Origin of the sequence: Conexibacter woesei Iso977N (assembly GCF_000424625.1) — a bacterium.
In the GTDB taxonomy this organism is placed as follows: Bacteria; Actinomycetota; Thermoleophilia; order Solirubrobacterales; family Solirubrobacteraceae; genus Baekduia; species Baekduia woesei_A.
In genome coordinates, this window is record NZ_AUKG01000002.1 from 38,458 (window position 1) to 60,690 (window position 22,233).

Annotated in this window: 22 protein-coding genes; 5 read left to right on the forward strand and 17 right to left on the reverse strand. The window is 73.0% G+C overall.

Annotated features, from left to right (window positions below; translation table 11 throughout):
- Nucleotides 1-43 precede the first annotated feature (43 nt).
- Entirely contained in the window at nt 44-505 is a 462-nt protein-coding gene (locus H030_RS0112425; protein ID WP_035128098.1) for an Lrp/AsnC family transcriptional regulator, read from the forward strand.
- On the opposite strand, the gene H030_RS0112430 is transcribed toward H030_RS0112425, so the two are convergent.
- From H030_RS0112430 to H030_RS31655, 6 genes are all read right to left on the reverse strand, one after another.
- Nucleotides 459-1,517 (reverse strand): AbrB family transcriptional regulator, encoded by a 1,059-nt coding sequence (locus H030_RS0112430; protein WP_051222526.1) that lies wholly within the window; start codon nt 1,515-1,517, stop codon nt 459-461. The genes H030_RS0112425 and H030_RS0112430 overlap by 47 nt on opposite strands.
- 20 nt (nt 1,518-1,537) lie before the next feature.
- Nucleotides 1,538-2,746: an SAM-dependent methyltransferase gene (locus H030_RS31650; RefSeq protein WP_051222528.1), complete on the reverse strand. Its 1,209-nt coding sequence runs from the start codon at nt 2,744-2,746 to the stop codon at nt 1,538-1,540.
- Between the two features lie 90 nt (nt 2,747-2,836).
- The gene (locus tag H030_RS0112440; protein ID WP_027006348.1) at nt 2,837-3,130 is read right to left on the reverse strand and encodes a hypothetical protein; all 294 of its coding nucleotides are present in this window, start codon (nt 3,128-3,130) and stop codon (nt 2,837-2,839) included.
- Nucleotides 3,131-3,727: 597 nt separating this feature from the next.
- Entirely contained in the window at nt 3,728-5,896 is a 2,169-nt protein-coding gene (locus H030_RS0112445) for a DEAD/DEAH box helicase (protein WP_155892013.1), read from the reverse strand.
- A gap of 52 nt (nt 5,897-5,948) precedes the next feature.
- Nucleotides 5,949-6,398, reverse strand: coding sequence for a hypothetical protein (locus H030_RS0112450; RefSeq protein WP_027006350.1), 450 nt, complete (start codon nt 6,396-6,398; stop codon nt 5,949-5,951).
- A gap of 41 nt (nt 6,399-6,439) precedes the next feature.
- A complete protein-coding gene (locus H030_RS31655) occupies nt 6,440-8,341 on the reverse strand; it encodes a hypothetical protein (protein WP_196809112.1) in 1,902 nt (633 codons plus the stop codon).
- 51 nt (nt 8,342-8,392) lie between these two features.
- Here H030_RS31655 and H030_RS31660 point away from each other — a divergent pair, with 51 nt between their 5' ends.
- Entirely contained in the window at nt 8,393-9,178 is a 786-nt protein-coding gene (locus H030_RS31660; protein WP_051222532.1) for a MerR family transcriptional regulator, read from the forward strand.
- A gap of 18 nt (nt 9,179-9,196) precedes the next feature.
- Here the strand turns inward: H030_RS31660 and H030_RS31665 are convergent, their stop codons facing one another.
- From H030_RS31665 to H030_RS0112475, 3 genes are read right to left on the reverse strand one after another with little or no spacing between them, the layout of a single operon-like run.
- Nucleotides 9,197-9,886: a hypothetical protein gene (locus H030_RS31665; RefSeq protein WP_035127596.1), complete on the reverse strand. Its 690-nt coding sequence runs from the start codon at nt 9,884-9,886 to the stop codon at nt 9,197-9,199.
- Between the two features lie 48 nt (nt 9,887-9,934).
- The gene (locus tag H030_RS0112470) at nt 9,935-10,633 is read right to left on the reverse strand and encodes a hypothetical protein (RefSeq protein ID WP_027006351.1); all 699 of its coding nucleotides are present in this window, start codon (nt 10,631-10,633) and stop codon (nt 9,935-9,937) included.
- Nucleotides 10,630-11,253, reverse strand: a complete 624-nt coding sequence (locus H030_RS0112475; RefSeq protein WP_027006352.1) for an RNA polymerase sigma factor — start codon at nt 11,251-11,253, stop codon at nt 10,630-10,632. Before H030_RS0112475 ends, H030_RS0112470 begins: the two co-directional genes overlap by 4 nt.
- A gap of 115 nt (nt 11,254-11,368) precedes the next feature.
- Between H030_RS0112475 and H030_RS0112480 the strand changes: the two genes are divergently transcribed.
- The 3 genes from H030_RS0112480 to H030_RS0112490 are packed head-to-tail and all read left to right on the forward strand — an operon-like array spanning nt 11,369 to nt 12,732.
- Complete coding sequence (locus tag H030_RS0112480; RefSeq protein WP_155892014.1) at nt 11,369-11,755, forward strand: hypothetical protein; 387 nt, start codon at nt 11,369-11,371, stop codon at nt 11,753-11,755.
- A 2-nt stretch (nt 11,756-11,757) separates the two neighbouring features.
- Nucleotides 11,758-12,384, forward strand: coding sequence for a hypothetical protein (locus H030_RS0112485; protein WP_155892015.1), 627 nt, complete (start codon nt 11,758-11,760; stop codon nt 12,382-12,384).
- Between the two features lie 33 nt (nt 12,385-12,417).
- Entirely contained in the window at nt 12,418-12,732 is a 315-nt protein-coding gene (locus H030_RS0112490; protein WP_027006355.1) for a winged helix-turn-helix domain-containing protein, read from the forward strand.
- A gap of 306 nt (nt 12,733-13,038) precedes the next feature.
- Here H030_RS0112490 and H030_RS0112495 read toward each other — a convergent pair whose 3' ends face one another.
- The 8 genes from H030_RS0112495 to H030_RS39700 all read right to left on the reverse strand — a co-directional run bounded on the left by H030_RS0112495 (nt 13,039) and on the right by H030_RS39700 (nt 22,202).
- A complete protein-coding gene (locus tag H030_RS0112495; RefSeq protein ID WP_027006356.1) occupies nt 13,039-13,956 on the reverse strand; it encodes an alpha/beta fold hydrolase in 918 nt (305 codons plus the stop codon).
- A gap of 13 nt (nt 13,957-13,969) precedes the next feature.
- Nucleotides 13,970-15,727 (reverse strand): HD domain-containing phosphohydrolase, encoded by a 1,758-nt coding sequence (locus H030_RS39695; RefSeq protein ID WP_051222534.1) that lies wholly within the window; start codon nt 15,725-15,727, stop codon nt 13,970-13,972.
- A 6-nt stretch (nt 15,728-15,733) separates the two neighbouring features.
- Nucleotides 15,734-16,957, reverse strand: a complete 1,224-nt coding sequence (locus H030_RS0112505) for a hypothetical protein (RefSeq protein WP_027006357.1) — start codon at nt 16,955-16,957, stop codon at nt 15,734-15,736.
- A 54-nt stretch (nt 16,958-17,011) separates the two neighbouring features.
- The gene (locus H030_RS0112510) at nt 17,012-17,644 is read right to left on the reverse strand and encodes a hypothetical protein (RefSeq protein WP_027006358.1); all 633 of its coding nucleotides are present in this window, start codon (nt 17,642-17,644) and stop codon (nt 17,012-17,014) included.
- 72 nt (nt 17,645-17,716) lie between these two features.
- Complete coding sequence (locus H030_RS31675; RefSeq protein ID WP_196809113.1) at nt 17,717-19,969, reverse strand: MMPL family transporter; 2,253 nt, start codon at nt 19,967-19,969, stop codon at nt 17,717-17,719.
- Nucleotides 19,970-20,059: 90 nt separating this feature from the next.
- Entirely contained in the window at nt 20,060-20,824 is a 765-nt protein-coding gene (locus tag H030_RS0112520) for a glycosyltransferase (RefSeq protein ID WP_027006359.1), read from the reverse strand.
- Nucleotides 20,825-20,859: 35 nt separating this feature from the next.
- On the reverse strand, nt 20,860-21,654 hold the full coding sequence (locus tag H030_RS0112525; RefSeq protein ID WP_027006360.1) for a DUF3891 family protein: 795 nt from the start codon (nt 21,652-21,654) through the stop codon (nt 20,860-20,862).
- The gene (locus H030_RS39700; protein ID WP_027006361.1) at nt 21,651-22,202 is read right to left on the reverse strand and encodes a hypothetical protein; all 552 of its coding nucleotides are present in this window, start codon (nt 22,200-22,202) and stop codon (nt 21,651-21,653) included. Before H030_RS39700 ends, H030_RS0112525 begins: the two co-directional genes overlap by 4 nt.
- Nucleotides 22,203-22,233 lie beyond the last annotated feature (31 nt).

The window sequence follows — 22,233 nt, forward strand, 5'->3', positions numbered from 1 at the left end:
TCAGGACTGGACGGAAGGGACGATCGACGGCATCATCGTCGTCATGGCTGCGAATGAACGGCCGAACGGGCTGGACGACGTCGATCGCGGATTGCTCACCGAGCTGCAGTCCGACGCGCGCCTCTCGCTCGCCGAGCTGGGGCGCCGCGTGGGGCTCTCGCCGCCCGCGGTCGCCGAGCGCGTTCGGCGCCTCACCGACGAGGGCGTGATCCGGGGCTTCCGCGCCGACGTCGACCCGCGCGCGCTCGGCTTCACGCTCAGCGCGATCGTCCGGATCCGCCCGGCACCGCGTCAGATCGCGAAGGTCGCGGACCTCGCGCGGGCCACGCCCGAGGTCGTCGAGTGCCACCGCATCACCGGCGAGGACTGCTTCTTCATGAAGGCCCACGTGCGCGACGTCGAGCACCTCGAGGAGGTGATCGACCGCTTCACGCCCTACGGCCAGACGACGACGTCGGTCATGCAGACGTCGCCGGTCCCGCTGCGGGGCGTCGCGGCCGGCTGACCAGGCGCCGGACCGCGAGCGGCGCGAGCACGACCATCACGACGACGCGCAGGCCCTGGACGGCGATGATGAACGTCGTGTTCGCGCCCGCGCCCACGGCCGCCGCGAGCACCGCGTAGATGCCGCCGGGCGTGGTCGCGAGGTAGCAGTCGGCCAGCGAGGCCGAGGTCGTCGCGTTCAAGATGATGGCCAACCCGAAGCACGCGGCCAGCAGTGCCAGCACGCTGATCAGCACCGGGATCAGCAGCGCGCCGGTCTGGCGCACGGTCGCCATCGTGAAGCGCAGCCCGACCTGCAGGCCGATCAGCGCGAAGGCCGCGTCCTGGATCGCGGCGGGCGCGGCGAACCAGCCCGACGGCGCGTTCAGCGTCACGATCCCGGACAGGAGCATCGACCACAGCAACGCGCCCGCGGGGATCCTCAGCACGCGGTTGAGGACGCCGCCGCCGAGCAGCGCAAGGCCGAGCGTCAGGACCCAGTCGCGCACGCTGCCGAGCACCGGCGGCGCGCCCGCGCTGCCGCTCGTGCCGCCGCTGCCGTCGCCCGGGAACGCGAGCGCCGCGACCACCGGGGTGATCAACACCACCACCAACACGCGCAGGTACTGCATGAACGCGACGAGCCGGTCGTCGCCGCCGAGCTCGCGCGCCATCGTGGTGATCCCTGACGCGCCGCCGGCGATCGTCCCGAGCGCGGCGGTCACGCGGTCCAGGCCGGTCACGCGCGCGGTCACGTCGCCGGCCAGGAGCGACACGGCGAGCGTCGCCGCGCTCACCAGCGCGACCGGCAGCCAGTCGTCGCCCAGCGCCTTCAGCGACGACGACTGCAGGTAGGCGCCGAGCACGACGCCGACGACCGCCTGGGCGCCGGTGAAGGCCGGGTCGGGGACCGCGAGGCCGAGGCGGCCGGTCGGGGCCAGCGCGAACGCCAGCCCGACCAGCAGCGCCCCGAAGAGGTACGGCGACGGCAGCCCGAGCGCGCTGAGGACCAGCCCGCCCGCGGCGGCCGCCACCGCCAGGAGGGCGCCGGATCTCAGCTGCGGGTGCAGAGCACCTGGAACACCGAGATGAAGCCGGTCTCGAAGCCGCGCCGCGCGGTGCGCAGGTACAGCCGCCAGACGCGCACGCGCTCCTCGCCGCCGAGCTCGATCGCGCGGTCGAGGTTCTTGTCGAAGTTGTCGGCCCAGTGCCTCAGCGTCTCGGCGTAGTCCATGCGGAAGCCCTCGACGTGGGTCGGCTCGAGGCCCGCGCGCTCCACCGCCGTCAGGATCCGCGAGACGTGCAGCGGCGCGCCGTCGGGGAACACGTAGCGCTCCGAGAACGGCCCGGCCTCCGGGTCGTTCCAGCGCAGGCGGCCGATGCCGTGGTTGAGCAGGCGGCCGCCGGGCTTGAGGAAGTTGCGCAGCGCCAGCGCGTAGTTGTCGATGTTGCCCGAGCCGACGTGCTCGACCATGCCGATCGAGGAGATCGCGTCGAACGGCTCGGCCTGCAGCTCGCGCCAGTCCATCACCCTGATGTCGATCTGGTCGCCGACGCCTTGCTCCTTCGCGCGCTGGCGGGCCAGCTCGGCCTGCGGCTCGGACAGCGTGATGCCGGTGACGTGCACGCCGTGCTCCTTGGCGGCGTGGATCGCGAACGCGCCCCAGCCGCAGCCGACGTCGAGCACGCGCTCGCCGGGCTGGAGGTTGAGCTTGGTGCAGACCAGCTCGCGCTTGACCCACTGCGCCTCTTCGAGCGTCTTGGCCCCGCGCGAGAAGATCGCGCAGGAGTAGGTCATCGTCGGGTCCAGGAACGTCGCGAAGTACTCGTTGGAGACGTCGTAGTGGTGGCGCACGGCCGCCTTGTCGCGGGCGATCGAGTGGCGCCGGCCCTGCGGGACCAGCTCGGCCTGCGGCGGCTTGGGCGGCGCCATCAGGCCCGTCGACTTGACCGCGGCGGCGGCCAGCTTGAGCTTGGCCTTGGTGTCGAGCGCCGGCGGCTTCCACTGGTCGAGCACCTGGATCGCGGCGTCGATGTCGTCGGGCTCGAGCGCGCCGGAGACGTACGCGCGGCCGATCCCGAGCTGGCCGGGCGCGCGCAGCGCGTGGGCCAGGGCGAGCGGCGACTTCACGCGGAAGGTCGTCAGCGACGTGCCGTTGGTGGCGGGAAGCGTGCTGCCGTCCCAGAACACGACCTCGAAGGGCCGGTCGGGGAGCGCACGCGCCAGCTCCTCGCGGAGCGGAGCGGGACGTGAGAAGGCCATGGATCGCAACCTATCGTGCGGCGGACCGCAGTCCGCGTCAGCTCGTCAGTCCGCCTGCGGATCTGCGGTCTGTCGTGACGGTTCGCCCGCTCAGCAGCCGCTGCCGAACGAGCACTGCGCGATCGTCGAGACGAACAGGGCTGCGAGCAGCAGCGCGGGCGCGAACACGACGCCGGCCAGCACCGCGTCCATCACCGCGGTCTCGAGGCGGCGGTGGATCCGGTAGCCGACCGCGCCGAGCGCGACGACCACCGCCGCGTAGAGCCCCAGCGACACGGGGTTCAGGACCGGGTCGCCGTTGTTCGGGTCCCTCGTCGCCAGGCACACGCTCAGCCCGGCGCAGGCCAGGACGGTCGCAACGATGAGCCATGCTGCGCGGCGCACGGAGCGGGTGGTACCCACGCGGCGGTGCGCTACGCGACGGGGCGCGGGGGTGCTGCGGGTGGGGTCTCCGTGGGGCGATTGTGATGCTGCGGCGCGTGCGGTTGGTGGTGTTCAGCGCGGCCGTGTGGGTGAGGGTGCGGGGCGTTGCTTGGTGGGCATCGATGGGAGAGTCGCCGGAGGTGGCGCCGGCCGTCGCGGTGTGGCTCGGCGTTCGTGGCCCCTCGGGGCGAAGTTCGGGGGCGAACTGAGGGGTCAACGGTGCATTTGGGCTCGCATAGGACCCAAATGCACCGTTGACCCGCCCGAGCCGGCGATTCGGCCCCGAATCCGGCGCTCGAAGAGGTGAACGGCAGTTCGGGGTTCGCATAGACCCCCTAGCTGCCGTTGACCCACCCGTTCGGCCCCGAACCGCGCCCGGAAGCACCACCAACGCCCAGCCACACCGCCAACGGCGGCGCCACAGCAAGCGACTCTCCCATCGATGCCCACCAAACCACGCGCCGCATCTCCCCGCACACGGCCGCGCTGAACACCCTCAACCGCACGCGCCGCAGCGCCACCACACGGCCGCGCCGAACGCCACCAACCGCCGCGCGCCTACGCCACCGGGCGCAGGTGCTGGTAGGGCTCGGCGCCGCGCAGCACGCGGATCAGGCCCTCGACGACGTTCTCGTCGCCGATCGTCTTGCCGTCGGTGACCGCGTCGACGATGCCGCGCTTGCGCTCGACCAGTTCGGCCATCGTCTCGTCGATCGTCTCGGCGGCCAGCAGGTACCAGGCGGTGACCGAGTCGGTCTGGCCGATGCGGTGCGTGCGGTCCTCGGCCTGGTCGTGCAGCGCGGGGGTCCACTCCAGCTCCAGGAACGCGACGTTGGACGCGCGCGTCAGCGTGATGCCCTGCGCGGCGACGCGGGTGGCGCAGACGATCAGCTGCGGGCCGCCCTCCTCCTGGAAGGCCCGCACGCTCTCCTCGCGCGCCTCGATCCTGTCGCGGCCGAAGAGGTGCAGCGCGTCCGGGAAGCGCTCCAGCACCGCCTCCTGGATCTCGCGGTGGCGGGCGAAGACGACGAGCGGCTCGCCGCTGGCCAGGAAGTCGTGGATCCACGCCAGCGCGCTGTTGAGCTTGCCGCGCGCGGCCAGCCGCTGCAGCGCGCCGAGCTGCGCCAGCCGCTCGGCCCGCAGCGTCGCGGCGATCTTCGCGTTGAGGTCGCCGAGCTCCAGCGGCTGCGAGCGCAGCCACTCGATCACGTCGCGCTCGGCCACGCGGTACTCGCGCTCGTTGTCGAGCGCCACCGGGACGACGACGCGCCGCTTGGCCGGCAGCTGGGGCAGCACCTCGCTCTTCAGCCGCCGCACGAAGCACGAGCGGCGCAGGTGCCAATGCAGGCGCTCCTCGGTCAGGACGCCCTGGAACTGACGTGAGAAGCGGGCGCCGCTGCCGAACTCGTCCAGCCGCCCGATGATCCGCAGCTGTGAGATCAGCTCCTCGGCGTGGTTGAGGACCGGCGTGCCGGTCAGCGCGACGCGCAGGCCGCCGCGGACGACGCTCTCGGCGAGCTTGCGCACCGCCTGCGTCCGCTTGGCGCGCGGGTTCTTGCAGTAATGGGACTCGTCGACCACCACGGCTTCCGGCCGCAGCCGCGCGAGCGTGTTGAGGTGCTTGGCGACGACCTCGTAGTTGATGATCGTGATGTCGCCGGTCTTCGGGACCGCGACGCCGCCCTCGACGACCTCGACGGTCCGGTGCGGCAGCCACTTCCTGGTCTCACGCAGCCAGTTGAGCTTCAGCGACGCGGGGCAGACGACGATCGCCGGGAACGCCTCGTCGGCCTCCATCATAGCCAGCGCCTGGACGGTCTTGCCCAGGCCCTGCTCGTCGGAGAGGAACGCGCGCCGCGCGTCGAGCAGGTACTGCACGCCCGCCCACTGGAACGGCTGCAGCTCGCCGCCCATCCGCTCGGCGACGCCCTCGATCGGCGGACCCTCGGTCGCCTTGGAGCGCTTGATCTGCGCCTGGGCCTCGGCGGCCTCCTCGCGCAGGTCCTCCAGCGCCGCCTCGGCGGGTGAGTCGATGTCGACGCCGTGGAGCGCCAGGAAGCCGTCGAGGTGCGTGACGACCCACGGGTCCAGCGGCAGCGAGCGGCCGCCGTCCGACGTCCCCGGCAGGCGCTCGAACGCGTCTCCGATCGACGGGTCCCACAGGGTCTCCAGCAGGAACGACTCGCCCTCGACCGCGACGTTCAGGACCAGCCGCGCCGGTGGCGCCTCGCCGCCGTGCTCCAGCGCCAGGACGCAGCGCATCGCCGCGCCGTCGAGCTTCGCGCCGCGTGCGTCGGCCAGCGCCTCGGCGCCCTCGCGCGTCAGCGGCGCGAGCAGCATGCCCTCGTGCTCGACCGACCCCTTCAACAACGCCTCGGGCACCGTGCCCGCGCGCGTGTCGAGGACCCACCAGCCCTTGGCGTCGTAGCGCGTCGTCCGGACCCGGCCGACCCAGCGCTCGCCGACGCCGCGCAGCCAGATGTCGGTCTGCGCGCTGCTCGTCAGCTTCGGGAAGCGCCGCAGCACCTCCGCGACGTGGACCGCGGCCCAGTCGTCGACCGGCGCCCACCACTCGCGCGTGTCCCAGTCGAACCGGCGGTGCGGGATCTGCCGGACCAGCGCGACGATGTGCGGGTCGTAGGGGAACTGCAGGACGACGATCTGCTTGCCGTCGGGCCCGCGGCGGACCTCGATGTTGGGGCGGTCGGAGACGGCGGCCAATGACACCCCTTCCAGCCTATCGGCCGCGGGCCGCCGCCAGGCCCCCGCTCACGGTCGGCTAGCTCGGCAGCGACGAGCCGGCGAAGGCGAAGAACCAGATGCCGAACAGGACGATCGCGCAGCCGACCGAGATCAGCATGACCTGCTCGAGCACGCCGCGGTCGTTGGTCGCCCTGCGGTCACCGCGCATCGAGCGGTTCCAGGACGCGTGGTCGCGCTTGTCGGTCAGGCGCCCGGTCACGCGCATGTGCGTGCGGTTCACGACGCCGAGGAACTTCCCGATGATCACCGCGGTGATCACCATCCCGACGAGCACGAGCGCGTACGGGCCCAGCGAGGGCTGGGAGGAGGACGTCATGCGCGAGGCGATCCACAGCCACACGATCGGCGAGACCAGCCACATCACGACCGATCCCGCGGCCATCACCAGCACGAGCGCGAAGCCCGCGAGGTGGCGGTGCGGCCCGACCGACGAGCCCGTCGTTGACTGCCCTGCGTGTGTGCTCATGGCGTGAAGTCCTCTCCTCCTCCAGCCCGTTGTACCCGATTTCAGGCTCCTGGTGCGCTGGCCACCGGGCTCCCGGTCGTGAAGCGGTCCCTGCGGTCGGTCTTCGTGCGGGCCGGCGCGGCCGGCGGCTCGGTCGGCGCGCCGGGCGCGCCACCCTGGCGGGAGACGCGCGCGACGCCCCACGACAGCGCGGTGATGAAGACGATCGCGAGGATCAGGATCAGCAGGCAGGCCGCGGTCCACAGCCAGCCCGGGATGTCGTCCCTACGCTCGCGCTGCATCAGCTTGTGGTCGGTGACGAACGCGCGCGTCACGTGGTCCAGGGCCGGGACGCCGGCGACCGGGATCGCCTTGTCCTCGGGCATGTAGACCGGGACGCCCATGATCGTGCGGCCGTTCTGGACGCGCAGCATCGACTTCCAGTCGCCGTAGGCCGGTGCGGGCGAGCGGAACGCGTAGACGCCGTCGCCGACCTTCTTGAGGCGGTCGACCTTGAGCTTGCCGCTCTGCCACGAGGTGACCGAGACCCACGACGCGCCGTTGCCCGTCGACTTCGGGTCGAGCGTGACCGTGCCGGTCACGTAGCGCTCGCCCGGCTTCGAGTTGGGCGCGGTGTGCAGCGCGAACGTCGCCTTCTGGCCGTTCGGCGCCGTGGTGGAGAGCCCGTAGGCGGTGAGGCCGGCGATCAGCGCAAAGGCGCCGATGGCGACCGGCCGCGCGATGTTCTGCTTGGGCAGCCTGAAGCGCAGGCCTGAGCCCAGCAGGCCGCCGAGCAGGCCGCCCGCGACGCCCGCCAGCGCGGCGCAGAAGATCGCCTCGGGCATGATCCCGCCGTTCCACTTCAGGCGGAAGACCTCGTTGACCCAGGCCCACTCCGAGGCGAAGCCGATCGTGCCGCAGGCCAGGCCGCCGAGCGCGCCGAGGGCGATCGGGCGATCGCGGGTCACGGCCAGCGCGATCGCCTCGACGCACAGCGCCTCGACGAGGTAGAGCGGCATCGCGGGCATGATCTCGCCCATCGGGACGCCGACGATCAGGTCGATCGCGCCGCGGACGACGAAGAACATCAGCGCGGTCGCCAGCGCGCCGCCCTTGCCGATCCAGATCCGGGCGGCCGTGAGCGCGAGGCCCGCGGCGAGCGCGATCAGCATCGGCTGGAAGACCATGCGGAACTGCGGGACGCCGAAGTCGAACTCGCCCTGGAAGGTCGAGAGGCCGATCAGCAGGCCGCCCATCAGGCCGACGCGGCGCGCGGCGGTCATCCACCAGGTGCCGTGGATGCTGTCGGAGCGGATGCCGCGGAACGCGAGGCCCTCGGCGAGCAGGATCGCCTGGCCGATGAGCGTCAGGCCGGCGCCGCCGAAGAGCATCAGGTGCGTCGGGCCCCAGAGCGTGACGTCCTGGCCGAAGAGCCGGTGCCACATGTCGTCGAGCGGGAAGCCGAGCAGCGCGAAGCCGCCGCAGGCGGCGGTCAGGACGCCGCCGACCGGGACGTACCAGTCGCGCGTGATCTTGATCGCGGCCGGCCCGGGCTTCTCCTCGGGCAGCGCGAGCGCGAGGCAGCCGGAGGCGAAGACGCCGTAGAGGCCGACGAGGATCAGGTAGTGCGCGGGGTTGGCCAGCGGGCCGGGGTCGCGGCCCTGGTCGATGTGCAGGGAGATGTCCCAGTACATGCCGAGCAGCGCGATCAGCAGCGAGCCGCCGCCGACGCCGAGCGGCAGGGCACACCAGCTCGGCAGGCCGGAGACCTTCTCGGAGAAGGCGGCCATCCTGCGCAGGCGCCCGTCGCGGCCCGGGTGGTTGCGATAACCCATGATCCCGAGCATCAGGACCGCGGTGGCGACCGAGGCGATCGCGGTGGCGAGGACGATCTGCCCGATCGCCGCACCCCCGGCGGGGTTGCTGGACGACGACGCAGCAAGGACCACGTGCGCAAGTGACATGAGCTGATGTTACACCGATCGATGTCACATCAAACAGGGTAGGATGGACGTGTGTCCGATGTCACGGAGGCGCCCGGTGTTGCGTCCCACGATGGCGGTCTGTCCCTGACGATCGACGAGCTCGCCCAGCAGACGGGGATGACCGTCCGGAACATCCGCGCCCATCAGTCGCGCGGCCTGCTGCCGCCGCCGGAGGTGCGCGGCCGCACCGGCTACTACGGGCCCCAGCACGTCGCGCGCATCGACCTCATCCGTGAGATGCAGGGCCAGGGCTTCAACCTCGAGGCGATCCGTCGCCTGGTCGACGCCGCGCCCGGGTCCAGCGAGGAGCCGCTGAGGTTCCTGCGCGCGGTCGCCGAGCCCTACACCGAGGACCAGCCGGAGGTGCTCAGCGCCCAGGAGCTGGCCGAGAGGTGGGGGAGCAAGGACACCGGGCTGCTCGAGCGCGCGGTCAAGTTGGGGTTGTTGAAGCCGCTGGGCGACGGCTCGTTCGAGGACGTCACGCCGCGGCTGACGCGCGCGGGCAAGGAGCTGGAGCGGCTCGGGATCCCGCCCGAGACCGCGATGCAGCTGGCCGGCAAGATCCGCAAGCACGCCGACGGCGTCGCGCGGGCCTACGTCGACCTCTTCGTCCAGGAGGTCTGGAAGCCGTTCGAGGCCGACGGCGCGCCCGAGGAGCGCTGGCCGGAGGTCCGCGACGCGCTGGAGCGCCTGCGCCCGCTGGCCGCCGACACGCTGCTGGCGATCTTCGGCGTCGCGATGGCCGACGCCTCCGAGCAGGCGTTCGGCCGCGAGATCGAGCGCCTGCAGCGCCGGCCGCGCAAGCAGAAGTCGTAGTTGTAGGTCTTCCGCGCGCTAGGCCGCGACCTGCGCGCGGTCCAGCGCCGCGTCGGCGAACGCCTCGATCAGCGGCGACAGCGGCGCGCCCGCCAGTGTCCCGGCCTGGGGGTGGAACAGCGTCGCCAGGAAGAACGGGTGGCCGGGCAGCTCCAGCGCGACCGCGCCGATCCCCTGCGCCCGCGCGGTGACCGGGATCCCCGCGCGCTCCAACGCGTCCTCGGCGGCGGCCGACGGCGCGTAGCCGCAGAAGAACAGGCCCTCGAAGGGCGCGGTGCCGAGCAGCTGCGCCAGCCGCGTGCCGGGCGTCGGCGTGACCGTCCGGCGCGCCCCGTCCACGCGGCAGTCAAGCGGCGCGATGAACGGCGCGGGCGCGTCCGGGTCGGACTCGGCGTGGCGCGGGTCCGGGACGCCCGCGAGCGCGCGGCCCAGCTCCAGCGCGGCGAACTGGAAGCCGCCGCAGGTCCCGAGCAGCGGCGTGCCCTCGCGGCGCGCGGCGCCGATCGCCGCGAGCACCGCGGGCTCGTCGCGGTACGGGCTGCCGGGCGCGATCCAGAGCGCGTCGTGCAGCGGCAGCGCGCCCGCGTCGGTCGCGTGCCAGCTCGCGGTCAGGCCGCGCTCGCGCAGCCGGTCCAGGACCGCGTCCAGCTCGCGGTGCGTGGAGTACTCCGGGTTGTGGTCGCCGAGGACGAGGATGCGTGCGCTCATGCCCGTGGTGACGCGCGGGCGCGCCCGGACCGGACACGCGGCGCCCCGCTAGAGCGCGACGTCCCTGGTGACGCCGCCGCGCGTCACCCGCAGCGTGCGGCCCCGGAACGCCTGCTCGCCGGCACCGACCACGAGGAACGTCCCGTCCGGGGCGATCGGCACCGGCGCGTCGCCGCGGGTCATCCGCAGCGCGGTCACCGACCGGTCGGCGATCCCGTACAGCACCGCGCGTGCGCCGTCGCCGGTCGCCATGCTCCGCGTCCAGAGCAGCAGCGGCTCGCGGGCGGGCACGCCGCACATCGCGCCGGGCGGGCTCGCGTCGTAGGCCGCGAAGCGCCCGTCCTCGACGCGGCCGACGCGGTCGCCGACCAGGCGGCCGGGCACCACGCACGTCGCACCGTTGGTGTTCTGATAAGTCAGCAATCCCCAGCGAGCGCCGGCCACGCTCGGATCTTCGGTCGACGCGCGGGCCAGCCGCCGATCGGCGGGTGCCTGCCGCACCTGGGCGCCGCCGTCGCGGCCGGTGAGCGTCGTGCCGTCGTCGCCCGTGAAGACCTTGGTCCCGACCGCGAACCCGCCGCCGACGACCAGGAAGCCGAGGACCGCGCCGAGGACCGGGCCGGGGATCAGCTGCAGCCTGCGTCGCCGCTGCACCTGACGGTCGAGCCTCGCCTTGCGCGCTCCGGCCACGCGGAACTGCTCGTACAGCTCGTGCGACGAGCGGCGGTCCGGCGGGATGTCGCTCACGTCAGCGAACCCTCGGCGGACCTGAGGCCGTCGATGATCCTCGCGAGATCGCGCAGCGCGCGCGACACACGGATCCGTACCGCGCCGGGACTGGCACCGAGCAGCTCACCGATCTCATCGTATGGGCGATGTTCGACGACCCGCAAGCGCAGCACCTCGCGCTGATCGGCCGACAGCGAGGCGAGCGCGCGCTCGAGGACCGGGCGGAAGCGTTCGAGGTCGGCGAGGTCCTCGATCCGGTCGAACTCCTCGGGGGCCAGCCGCGGGGCGGCGGCGCCGATCCGCTCGAGGTTGCGGCGCTCGACCCGCCCGCGGTCCCTCCAGCGGTAGAGCTGGTGGCGGGCGATCGTCCACATCCACTGGCGCCCCTCGTCCTCGGTCGTGCCGCGGAAGGCCTCGATCGACGCCAGCATCTCGGCGAACGTCTCGGCCATCAGGTCGAACGCGGCCTCGGGATCGAGCGTCTGGCGGGCGAGGTACTTCAGCACCACGTCGTGGTAGGCGAGGTACACGTCGCCGAACGTGCTCGGGTCGCTCCGGGCCCGGACGAACAGCGAGGATGGGTGGTGGCCCACCCGCCGGCGCAGGCTGCCGCCGCGCGTCCGGCGCGTCGAGATCACGCCGGAACCATCTCAGACGAGGAACCTTCGGCGGAGAAGAGTTGCGCAGCGTTGAAACAACTTCGTGCGTTCTCGCCCTATTCCACCACCCCCGATGGAATGGAGCGTTTCCCCGATGTCCCACCGCACGGGCATGTCCCGCGGCGTGCTGTTGCTCGCCCTCATCTGCGCCGTCAGCTTCGGCGCCGTCGTCCGCGTCGCCCTGGCGGGTGACAACAACCACGTCACCTGCGTCGAGCACGGCTTCTACTCGGGCGACAACAACAACGACTCGAGCTTCTTCGCCCGCGTCTACCAGGGGTGCAGCGCGACCCACCGCTACTGCGGTCTCTTCACCGCGACCGGCGGCTTCATCGGGTCCAGCGACAACTACAACAGCACCGGGACCTGCAACACGTGGTCGCGGGACTCCACCAGCAGCGCGAACGAGTGCAGCGCCGTCGCGGAGCTCAGCGACGACAACGTCTTCTCCTACCACCCGCACGCCTCGACGGGGTGCTGAGCATGCTCCGGCGCGTGAAGTTCCTGGTCGCGTTCGTCGCGGCGATCCTGCTCGGCGTGGCGTTCGCCTCGGCCGTGATGGGCACGACGACCCCGGACACGCCGCCCGGCCCGGCGGCGCTGGAGCCGGACGGCAGCGGCGCGACGATCGCCGCGACCGCGAGCGACCCGGCCGCGGGCCTGGCGCGCTCGGCGTCGCCGGCGCGCTGGGCGGTGCGCGTCTACCGCTCGGAGACCGGGGCGACGTGCCCGGACGTCAACCGCACCGTCGGCGGCGACTACGGCCGCGTCGACGGCGACGGCTCGTTCCACCCGCTGGCCCTCGACGCGGCGGGCTCGTGCGTCGACCTGACGGCGGCGCACCCCTACGAGCTGGTCGTCCGCCACCTGCCGGCCAACGACGAGCGCGGCGCGCGGGCGATCGTCTTCGGCGTCGCGACGTCCGGCGTGGCGTCGATCACGCTGACCGTCGACGGCGCCGCGCGCGCCGTGCCGGTCGACAACGGCGCGTTCGTGGCCCCGCTCGCCGAGGACGACATCGGCGCCACGTCGGCCACGTTCACGCTCGCGGACGGCACGCAGGAGACGCACGCGTTGCGTGCCGACCCCGCGCTGGCCAACCAGCCATAAACATGCAAGTTCCTGGGTAGGAGGCGACGACCGATGGCGGCGATCTCACAGCGGACGCTGGACCTGGCGGGTGGTTTGATGGACCCGCTGCGCCTCCGCGTCCTGCTGGCGCTGGACGACCGGCCGAGCACGGCGACGCAGCTGGCCCGGGCGCTCGACGCGCCCTACGACAAGGTCAACTGGGCGGTCAAGCAGCTGGTCAAGGGCGGTCTCGCTGAGCTCCGGGCGGTCGAGCCCGGGGCCAGCGGGATGGTCATGCAGAAGGTGTACGCGGCCCGCCATCGTGGCTGGGCGGCGTTGGTCCCGGCGCTCGACGCCATCGCGGCGAACCCGGCACCCGAACGTTGACGACCACATGCGCGGCGCGTGTCGGCGCGCCGAGCGTGAGGAACTCGCGCACGCGGCCGATCGCGCCGCAGAACGGGCACTCGATCGCGGCGTCCGGCGCGAGCGCGTGGCCGCCGGGGCTGACCGGCGCGTCGCAGTGCGGGCAGGCCAGCGTGCCGCGGGCCAGCGGCGCGCGCTGCTGGACGCGCCGGATCTCGTCCGGCCCGCCGGGACCGCTGATGCGGTCGCCCGGATCGCCACCACTCCCACCACCACGCGAGAACAGGCCCACGCGGCCGAGTGTAGGCGCTGCGCGCGCGGTCGCGGCTACGCGGCCTTGACGGCGGGCACGTCGCCGGTGGCGACGTCCGCGGCGTGCGCGTGCTGGGCGATCGCGCCGATGATCTGGTCCCACGCGCCGTGGGGCAGGTCGTGGCCCATGCCCGGGATCGTGATCAGGCGCGCGCCGTCGATCGCCTTCGCGGTCGCCCGCCCGCCGCTGATCGAGACCAGCGGGTCGGCCTCGCCGTGGATGACGAGCGCCGGCGCCTGCACGGCGCGCAGCTCGCGGCGGCGGTCGCCGGAGGCGATGATCGCGCCGAGCTGGCGGGCGGTGCCGGCGGCCGACGGGCCGCGCTCGAACGACAGCTCGATCATCTCGCGCAGCGCCTCGTCGTCGCGCGGGAAGCCCGGCGAGCCGATCGTGTTCCAGGTCTTCAGGCCGCGCGCGATGAAGCCCTCGCGGTCGGTCGGCGAGGTGCCGAGCAGCACGGGGTAGGTCCTCAGCGACGGCTGGCCGGAGAGGCGCGCGCCGGTGTTGGACATGATCGACGTCAGCGACCGCACGCGCCTGGGGTGCCGCGCGGCGACGGTCTGGGCGATCATGCCGCCCATCGAGACGCCGACGACGTGCGCGCGCTCGATGTCGAGCGCGTCCATCAGGCCGACGGTGTCGAGCGCCATGTCGGCGAGCTTGTAGGCCGGGCGCGGGATCCGGCGCAGCGCGATCTCGTGCAGCTTCGGGACGTGGCCGCCGTCGATCTTGGTGGACTTGCCCGTGTCGCGGTTGTCGAAGCGCACGACGAAGAAGCCGTTGCCCGCGAGCTGCTCGCAGAAGTCGGAGTTCCACGCGACCATCTGCGTGCCGAGGCCCATGATCAGGACGACGGGCGGCGCGGACGGGTCCCCGAACGTCTCGTAGCAGAGGGTGATCCCGTTGCCGACCTCGGCGAAGCGCTCGTCCATCAGGACACTGTACCTACGCCGCGAGGCGCAGCGCAGGGGGTTCCTCACCGTGGTCGAGGCCTGGGGCCAGCGGCAGGAACAGGTCGGCCAGCGCGGGGTCGAAGTGCGTGCCGCGCAGCCGGACGATCTCGGCCAGCGCGTCGTCGAGCGTCCAGGCGTCCTTGTACGGGCGCTTGGAGCGCAGCGCGTCGAAGACGTCGCAGATCGCGACGATCCGGCCCGCGAGCGGGATCTCCTCGCCGCGCAGGCCCGCCGGGTAGCCGCTGCCGTCCCACTTCTCGTGGTGGGTGCGGGCGATCTCCTCGCCGAGCTGGACCAGCGGCGACGGCGACCCGCTCAGCATCGACGCGCCGATCGCGGCGTGCGTCTGCATGATCGCCCACTCCTCCGGGTCCAGCTTGCCGGGCTTGAGCAGCACGCGGTCCGGGATGCCGATCTTGCCGACGTCGTGCAGGACCGACGCGTGGCGCAGCGTCTCGGCGTCGCGCGCGCTGAGGCCCGCGGCCAGCGCGAGCTGCTCGCACAGCACGCCGATGCGCTCGACGTGCTCGCCGGTGTCCTCGTCGCGCCACTCGGCCGCGCGCGCCAGGCGCCGCACGACCTCCAGCTGGGTCTCCTCGAGCTCGGCGGTGCGCTCGCCGACCGCGCGCTCCAGCGCCGCGTTGTGGCGCGAGACGCGGTGGCGCTCGCGGCGCTCGGTCAGGTACGAGGCGGTGGTCGTCCCGACGGCGCTCAGCGCCAGGCCGCACAGCGGCGCGACGACCGGCAGGACCCAGCCGCGCAGGAACGCGACGTAGGCGACGCCGACGTAGAGGACGCCGAGCAGCGGCGCGAGCACGACGGCCAGCGTGCGCAGCCGCAGCGCGGCGACCGCGGGGGCGAGCGCGAGCAGCAGCAGCGCCAGGACGCTCGCCCAGCCCGGCGCGGTCCGCAGCGGCAGGCCGTGCAGGACGGTCCAGAGCGCGTTGGCCTGGACCTCGGGGCCCGACATCAGCTCGTCGCCGATCGTCGGCGTGGGGTGGACGTCCTGCTCGGTCGGCGCGGTCATGCCGACGATCACGACCTTGCCGCGCACCGCGCTGGCGGCCAGCCTGTGGTCCTTGACGTCGGAGAAGTGATAGGCCTTGATCGTGCCGGGCGGGCCGCGGAAGTCGATCCACGCGCCGGACTTCTCGAACGCCTGGTCGTTGACCGGATGGCCGAGCGCGCGCGCCGCGGCGACCGCGATGGTCGGGACGCCGTCGCGCGTCGGCTCCATCCGCGCGATCTCGCCGCCGGCGAGGATCGGGAACGTCGCCATCGCGGCCTGCGCCCTGACGCGCGCGAGGTTCTCGTCGCCGCCGAGCACGTTGGTGTGCCCGTGCTCGTCGGTCTCGGTCGTCGCGAGGATCGTCCCGGGGAAGCGGCCGATCGCGTCGTACAGCGCCAGGTCCTGCTTGGGCTCGGAGGCCTCGGTGAACTGGACGTCGTAGATGACCTTCTTGGCGCCGAGCCGGCGCAGCTCGTCGATGACCTGGCCGTGCCAGGAGCGCGGGTAGGGCCAGCGCTGGGTCCCGGCGTAGTCGGAGAACGTCTCGGCGTCGATGCCGACGATCGCGATGTCCCTGGGCGTGTGCGCCGGGCGGATCCGGAAGCGCAGCGAGACCGTCGTGTCCTCCAGCGACCGCGCGCTGTGCGTCGCCCACAGCGCCACGCCCGCCAGCGCCGCGACGACCCCGGCCAGCAGGACGGCGCGCGCGTGGACCGGCCAGCGACGGGGCGAGAGCGACATGGTGGACTAGCGCACCGGGGTGGTGCGCGCGAGGTAGCTGTGGCCCTTGGTCACGAGGACGGTCCTGCCCTTGTTGATGTCCTTGACGGCGACCGCGCCCTTCAGGACCGTCGTGCGCGTGCCCGCGCAGGTGTCGGTCGTGACCCAGCGGGTGCCGCGGACGGTCGCGACCGAGCCGCGGCCGCGGGTCTGGAACCTGCCGTGGTCGTCGGAGCCCCAGAGCGAGCGGGCCGGCGGCTTCTTCTTGGTCTTGGTGCTCGCGGCGCGGGCCTTCGCGGTGCCGGCGACGGGGCAGGCGCCGAAGTTCGCGCCGCGCAGGACGAGCTGGGTCAGGCCCCTGTTCGTCGCGGCCTGGCGGACCTCGAACTGCGCGCCCCAGAAGCGGGCGGTCTGCGTCGTGCCGGAGGCGTCGAGCGCGGTCTTCAGCTCGACGGTGCCGTGGCGGGCGTCGATCAGCGTGCCGGTCGGGATCGTCTGCGCGCCGGAGAGCGAGACGGTCGCGCCGCTGGGCGCGGTCGCGGTGACCGTGCCGGCGACGGCCGCGACGGCGAGCGTCCTGCCGAGCACCGGCGTGACGTCGGCGGTGGCGACGCCCGGCGTGCTGGTCGCGCCGCCGTCGGTGCCGTCGTCGTCGAGCTTGGCGTCGTCGACGCCGGAGCCCCTCGAGGAGGTCGGCGCGGTCGAGTCGTCGTCGCTGCCCGACCTGCCGGACGTGCTCGTCCTGCTCGCCGAGGTGGTCGGCGTCGCGGCCGTGCTGCTCGGCGCGGTCGTGGTCGGCGTCGGCGTCGGCGCGGGCGGGGTCGGCGGTGCCGGCGGCGTGGGTGCGTCGGTGCCCCTGCCGTCGGCCTTCTTGGTCGTGAACTTGACGTCCTTGCCCTGGATCACCGACAGCAGCGACGTCGCGGTGACGCGGACGTGGTAGCTCGTGTTGGGCAGCAGGCCGGTCACGGGCGTCGTGACGTCCTCGTTGACGCCGATCAGCGCGGTCTGCACCGCGGGCGTCGTCATGCCGTAGGCGGTCGTCGTCCCGTAGTCCCACGTCACGCTGCCGCCGAGCGCCGACAGCAGCACCGACGCGCGGAACGTGGCGGACGTCGCGGCGACGTCCTGCGGGCTGCCGGTGTCGGCCTTCACGCTCGCGGCCGAGGCCGCTCCCGGGACTGCGGCGAAGGCGGCAACCGCGACCCCGAGGGTCGCCAGAACCGCGCGGGTCGTCCGTGACGTGCGCACGTGACAGATGGTCGGCCGTCACGTGCCGGAATCGCGCCCGGTTGGACGGACGTCCTAGGCCGCGGCGGCGGCCTGAGCGTCCACGAACGCCGCGAGCAGGTCGCGGCCGCCGCTCGGCACCGGCGCGCCGTGGGCGAACAGGAGCGCGTCGAAGTCGTCGCGCTGGAGCAGCGCGGTGAGCGCCGCCGTCAGCCCGCGGCGCACGGCCAGCGGGTCGTCGCCCATCAGCCCGTCCGGGACGTAGGCCAGCGCGCCGTCGTCGCCGCGGATCACGCCGTCGGCGAACAGCAGGACGCCCGGCCCGGCGGTGATGTGGAACGCCGTGTCCTCCGGGGTGAGCGCGCCGACCTCCAGCGCGGTCACGCCGGGCGCGACCTGGTCGCCGAAGTCGAACGGCACGACGTCCGGGTCGTCCGCGCCGCCGAACGCGTGCAGGCCCGCGCGGTGCGCCTTGATCGTGCAGTCGAAGCGCTCGGCGAACGCCGCGCTCTGACGCAGGTGGTGGCGGTTGGAGAGCAGGACGACCTCCGGCCGCCCGTGGCGGGCGACCTCGTCGATGCCGCCGATCTCCGGGACGCGCGGATCGAACAGCGCGCCGCCCTCGACGTAGAAGTGGGAATGCACCGGCTGTCCGATCCCTTCGTGGAAGGTCGTCCAGTGGAGCACGCCGTCAAGCACTTCGTCCATAGCTGCCTCCGGACCTACCCACGCCGCGCCGGATGCGACACCCGGCGCGGCGCGGTGGTCACGTCGTGAGGGTCAGACCGGCTCGCCGACGCGCACGGGCGCCTCGACGTCCGGCCGCTCCTCGGGCGCTTCGAGCGCGAGGTGCGGCATCTTGTCGTCCAGCCACTTGGGCAGGTACCAGGCGCTGCGGCCCAGGATCTCCATGATCGCCGGGACCAGCAGGCAGCGGATGATCACCGCGTCGAAGAAGACCGCGCTCGCCAGCCCGATGCCGAAGAGCTTGATGATGCGGTCGTCGCCGAGCGCGAACGAGGCGAACACCAGGATCATGATCGAGGCCGCCGCGGTGATGACCTTGCCGGTCGTCTGCAGGCCCCTCGCGATCGCGTCGTGGGCGTTGTCGGTGTGCACCCACTCCTCGTGGACGCGGGACATGAGGAAGACCTCGTAGTCCATCGACAACCCGAAGACGATCGCGAACATCATCACCGGCACGAACGACTCGATCGGCCCGGTGCCCACGCCGATCAGCGATGCGCCGTGACCCTCCTGGAAGATCAGCGTCACGAACCCGAGGGCCGCGCCGATCGACAGCAGGTTCATGATCGCCGCCTTGACCGGGATGATCAGCGAGCGGAAGACCACCAACAACAGCAAGGCCGACAACAACACGACGACGCCGACGAAGAGCGGCAGCTTCTTCGCCACGACGCGTGAGAAGTCCTCGGTCGAGGCGGTGAAGCCGCCGACCTCCACGCGTGCGCCCGTGGCCCTCTCGACCGGCGGGATGACGTCGTTGCGCAGGCGCTTGAGCGCGTCGCTGGTCGCCTTGTCCTGCGGACCGGTGCGCGGCGTCGCGTTGATCGTCGCGACGACGCCGTCCGGCGAGACCGCCGGCCTGGCGACCGCGACGAAGTCCCTGTCGCCCCTGATCGCGTCGGCGACCTTCTGGGCCGAGGTCGCGTCGCCCTTCCTGGGCAGCTCGACCACGGTCAGGAACGTGCCGTTGGTGCCCTTGCCGAAGCCCTCGGCGATCAGGTCATAGGCCTTCTTGGTCGTCGTGCCGGCCGGGTCCAGCGACGCGTCCGAGCTGCCGAGGCGGATGCTCAGCGCCGGGATCGCGAGGCCGATCAGGATCGCCAGCGACAGGATCGTCGCGATCCACGGGTGGGCCTGCACGCCGCGCGTCCAGCGCTCCCAGCCGTGGCCCTCGACCTTGTGGGCCTTCTTGTCGGCCCTGCGGGCGCGGAAGCCGCGGCCCGGCAGCGGGATGCGCTTCTGGGTGCCGACGAAGCGGAAGCCGCCGCGGCGGTCGAACTCGCGCAGGACGCCGTCGAAGAACAGGCCCGAGCCGCCGATCATCGCCGGGATCACGGTCATCGCCGCGAACGCGACGGTCGCGACCGCGATCGCGCTGCCGATCGCGACGCCGTGCAGGAACGAGAGGCCCAGCAGCAGCATGCCGAGCAGCGCGATGACGACGGTGATCGCCGCGAACATCACGGTCCGGCCGGCGGTGTCGAGCGCCTTCTCGATCGCGAGGTCGCGGTCCATCCCGCCCCGGACCTCGGACCGGAACCGCGTCACCACGAACAGCGCGTAGTCGATGCCGACGCCGAGGCCGATCAGCTCGGCGAGCTGGCTGGCGAAGTCCGGCGTGTCGACGAGGTGGCTGACGAACGTGATCAGGCCGATCGCCGAGCCCAGCGCCAGCAGCGCCGAGAACAGCGGCAGGCCGGCCGCGATCAGCGAGCCGAAGGTGATCAGCAGGACGATCGCGGCGAGCAGGATGCCGATGGCCGTGCCGCTGCTGCCGCCCTGGTCGGCGAACCGCGCCGACTCGGCGCCGGGTCCGCCGTGCTCGACCTGGAGGCCGGACGATCGAGCGGTGAAGATGTCGTTCTGGATGTCCTTGAACGTGTTCAGGTCGTCGATGTCGTTGGTCGAGCCCTTGTAGGCGATCGTCGCGACGCCGAGCCTGCCGTCCCTGGAGATCTGGCCGCCCTCGAACGGCGTGCTCACGCTCGCCAGGACGTCCTTGTTCTCGTTGAACGTCTTCTTGGCCGCGGCCTCGATGGCGGCCCTGTGGTCCTGCAGCGTGCCGGTCCTGGCCTTGAAGACGACCTGGTCGGTGTCGCCCTTGACCGCGGGGAAGTGCGCGCTCAGCAGGTCGTATGCCCGCTGGGACTCCGTGCCCGGCAGGCGGACGTTCTGGACTTCCTTCTTGCCGACGGCGCCGGCGAGGATCGAGATGACGACCAACGCGCCGAGCCACGCGAAGAACGTGCGCCAGCGGTGGTTGTTGCACGCTCGCGCGAGGCGCACGAAGCGTGATGCTTGGGGAGCATGGGGAGGGGTCATGGCCACCATCCTCACCGATTTCGGCCCGGGAGGCCATCTCGACGTCTGCTCTGTCTAGGACAGGTCGTCGCGCCGAACGGCGAGACGGGCGCGCGGAAGCCAGCGCTGGAGCGCGTTCCCGGACCACGGGCGGCGCAGCTCGTGGCGCGTTCCCACCCGCGGGCGGCGGGTCGCCCTGCCGACGCGCGAACGGTGGTCGCGGTGCGCGTGGGCGTTGGTGACCGTCAGGAGGTTCCAGCCCTCGATCGACGCGCGGCGGGCGAGGTCGTGGACGGCCTCGGAGCCGCGCAGCTCGGGGTCGAACCCACCGAGGTCGAGGAACCCGCGGCGGCGCAGGACCGCGACGCCGGGCGTGACCGGCGCGGCCCAGAGCGCGTCGTGGTCGCGCTCCAGGCAGCTCGTGAGCGCCTTGAGCGCGCCGGGCTCGGGGCGCGTGGCGGCGTCCAGCAGCGCGACGTACTCGCCGGTGGCCTCGTCGAGCAGGAGGTCGGCGGCGGCGCCGGTCCCGATCCGGCGCGGCGCGGTCAGGACCGTGCGGCGCGCGAGCGGGTGGTGGTCGGCGAGCGTGGTGCGCGCCGCGCGGGCGCTCTGGTGGGGCGCGCCGTCGAGGAACACGAGCGCGCCGCCGTGCCAGCCGCGGCTGAGGTCGGCGGCGAGCGCGGCCTGCAGCGCGGCGAGCTGCCACGGCTGCTGGCGCGCGACGACGATGGCGACGTCGACCTCGTCGAGGAGGTCGTGCACGGCGCCGGCCGCGCGTGACGGCTGGAAGCGCGGCGGGTCGTTCGTGAGGATGGCGGGCTGCGGCGGCTGCGGCTGCACGTCTGCCGTTCAGCGTTGCCGGAACCTGACGATCTCTAACGCGGTGCGCTGAGCGTGACCCTGACAGCGCGCAGGGGCGCGCGGTCCAGGGCGGCCTGGAGGGCGGCGTCGTCCGGCTGCGGACCGTCGAGGACGCGGCCCTCGGCGGTCACGTGGAGCTGGGGCTCCGGGAAGGGCCAGGGGTCCAAGATGTAGGTGTCGGGCTCGGCGGCGCCGGTGGTGGCGGCGGTCAGGGTCAGCGGCCGGCGGGGTGTGCCGTCGCCGTGCGCTGTGGTTGGCGCGGGCGGTGTGGTGTGAGGCTCGCGCTGGGCGCGGCAGACCGCCAGCGAGACGTCGTCGAAGACCGCGAGCAGCGCCTGGTTGCGGGCCAGCTCGTCCGGTGGTGCTTGGACCTGCTCCGCCAGCTGTTGCTGCAGCGCGCGCTGGCCGTTCATGTAGGCGTCGACCGCGGCGAGGATCTCCGGGTCCTCGGTGCGCGGCGGGAAGCGCTCGTAGAGGCCGGTGCCGTGCAGGGACACCAACAACGCCGCGTAGCGCGACTGGGTCAGGACGCGCTGCGGCGCCGCCGTCCAGAGCTGCAGGTGGGTCCGGCGGTCCAGCTCGAAGAACTGCCGCGGCAGCCCGGTGTCGGCGTTGCGCTCCGGCGTCCGGTCCCAGTCCGCCATGCCGATGTCGTGCTGCAGCGCACCCAACACGACCTCCTCACGCGGCGCCGGCACCGCGAAGGCATCGTTGCCCCAGGCCCGCGCGAGCTGGCCCGACAACCAGGCATGCGACGCCTGACCGATGGCGACGACGCTGCCGCCGTCGCCATCGGGGCGCAGGATCATCGGCGGTCGGTGTCGTCCTCGTCGAGCTCCGAGACCTGCTCGGAGTCGGCCTCGCCGTCGACGACGGTGGCCTCGTCGGACTCGACCTCGGCGCTGAAGGCGTCGCCGATCGGATCGGCACGGCCGCTGCCGTGAGTCGCGTTCTCGATCAGCTGGTCCTCCGCGGCCTCGAAGCCCTCGGCCTCGCCGCCGCCGGCCTCGTAGACGGCCTCGAAGGCCTCGTCGCCGTGGGCGTCGTCCAGGCGCGGGCCGCCGAGGTTGCGTGCCTCGGCCGCCGCGGCGGCCTCCTCCCTGGCGACGAAGTCGTCGTCGGTGTGGTGGGCGGGCTTGACCTCGGTGTGCGGCGGAGCAGGCGTTTCCGCGGGTGCTGCGGCTTCGGTCGGCGCGGGCGCCGGAGGTGCGGGCGGCGCGGGCGTGGGGGCGGCGGCCGCGGGTGCGGGCGCCGGCGTCGCGGCGGCGGCCCGGCCGGCGCGGCGCTTCTTCGCGAAGGCGGCGCCGCCGGCGGCGAGGCCGCCGAGCGCGATCAGTCTCTTGGGGATGCGGGGCATGACGGAATCCGTACCCGATCGGAGGCCGATG

What these genes read in the sequence shown, in the direction of transcription:
- H030_RS0112425 (WP_035128098.1), top strand. Translation starts at nt 44, where the DNA reads ATGGCTGCGAATGAACGGCCGAACGGGCTGGACGACGTCGATCGCGGA.
- H030_RS31650 (WP_051222528.1), bottom strand. Translation starts at nt 2,746, where the DNA reads ATGGCCTTCTCACGTCCCGCTCCGCTCCGCGAGGAGCTGGCGCGTGCG.
- H030_RS0112450 (WP_027006350.1), bottom strand. Translation starts at nt 6,398, where the DNA reads ATGAGCACACACGCAGGGCAGTCAACGACGGGCTCGTCGGTCGGGCCG.
- H030_RS31655 (WP_196809112.1), bottom strand. Translation starts at nt 8,341, where the DNA reads ATGTCACTTGCGCACGTGGTCCTTGCTGCGTCGTCGTCCAGCAACCCC.
- H030_RS31665 (WP_035127596.1), bottom strand. Translation starts at nt 9,886, where the DNA reads ATGAGCGCACGCATCCTCGTCCTCGGCGACCACAACCCGGAGTACTCC.
- H030_RS0112480 (WP_155892014.1), top strand. Translation starts at nt 11,369, where the DNA reads ATGTCCCACCGCACGGGCATGTCCCGCGGCGTGCTGTTGCTCGCCCTC.
- H030_RS0112485 (WP_155892015.1), top strand. Translation starts at nt 11,758, where the DNA reads ATGCTCCGGCGCGTGAAGTTCCTGGTCGCGTTCGTCGCGGCGATCCTG.
- H030_RS0112490 (WP_027006355.1), top strand. Translation starts at nt 12,418, where the DNA reads ATGGCGGCGATCTCACAGCGGACGCTGGACCTGGCGGGTGGTTTGATG.
- H030_RS0112495 (WP_027006356.1), bottom strand. Translation starts at nt 13,956, where the DNA reads ATGGACGAGCGCTTCGCCGAGGTCGGCAACGGGATCACCCTCTGCTAC.
- H030_RS39695 (WP_051222534.1), bottom strand. Translation starts at nt 15,727, where the DNA reads ATGTCGCTCTCGCCCCGTCGCTGGCCGGTCCACGCGCGCGCCGTCCTG.
- H030_RS0112510 (WP_027006358.1), bottom strand. Translation starts at nt 17,644, where the DNA reads ATGGACGAAGTGCTTGACGGCGTGCTCCACTGGACGACCTTCCACGAA.
- H030_RS0112525 (WP_027006360.1), bottom strand. Translation starts at nt 21,654, where the DNA reads ATGATCCTGCGCCCCGATGGCGACGGCGGCAGCGTCGTCGCCATCGGT.
- H030_RS39700 (WP_027006361.1), bottom strand. Translation starts at nt 22,202, where the DNA reads ATGCCCCGCATCCCCAAGAGACTGATCGCGCTCGGCGGCCTCGCCGCC.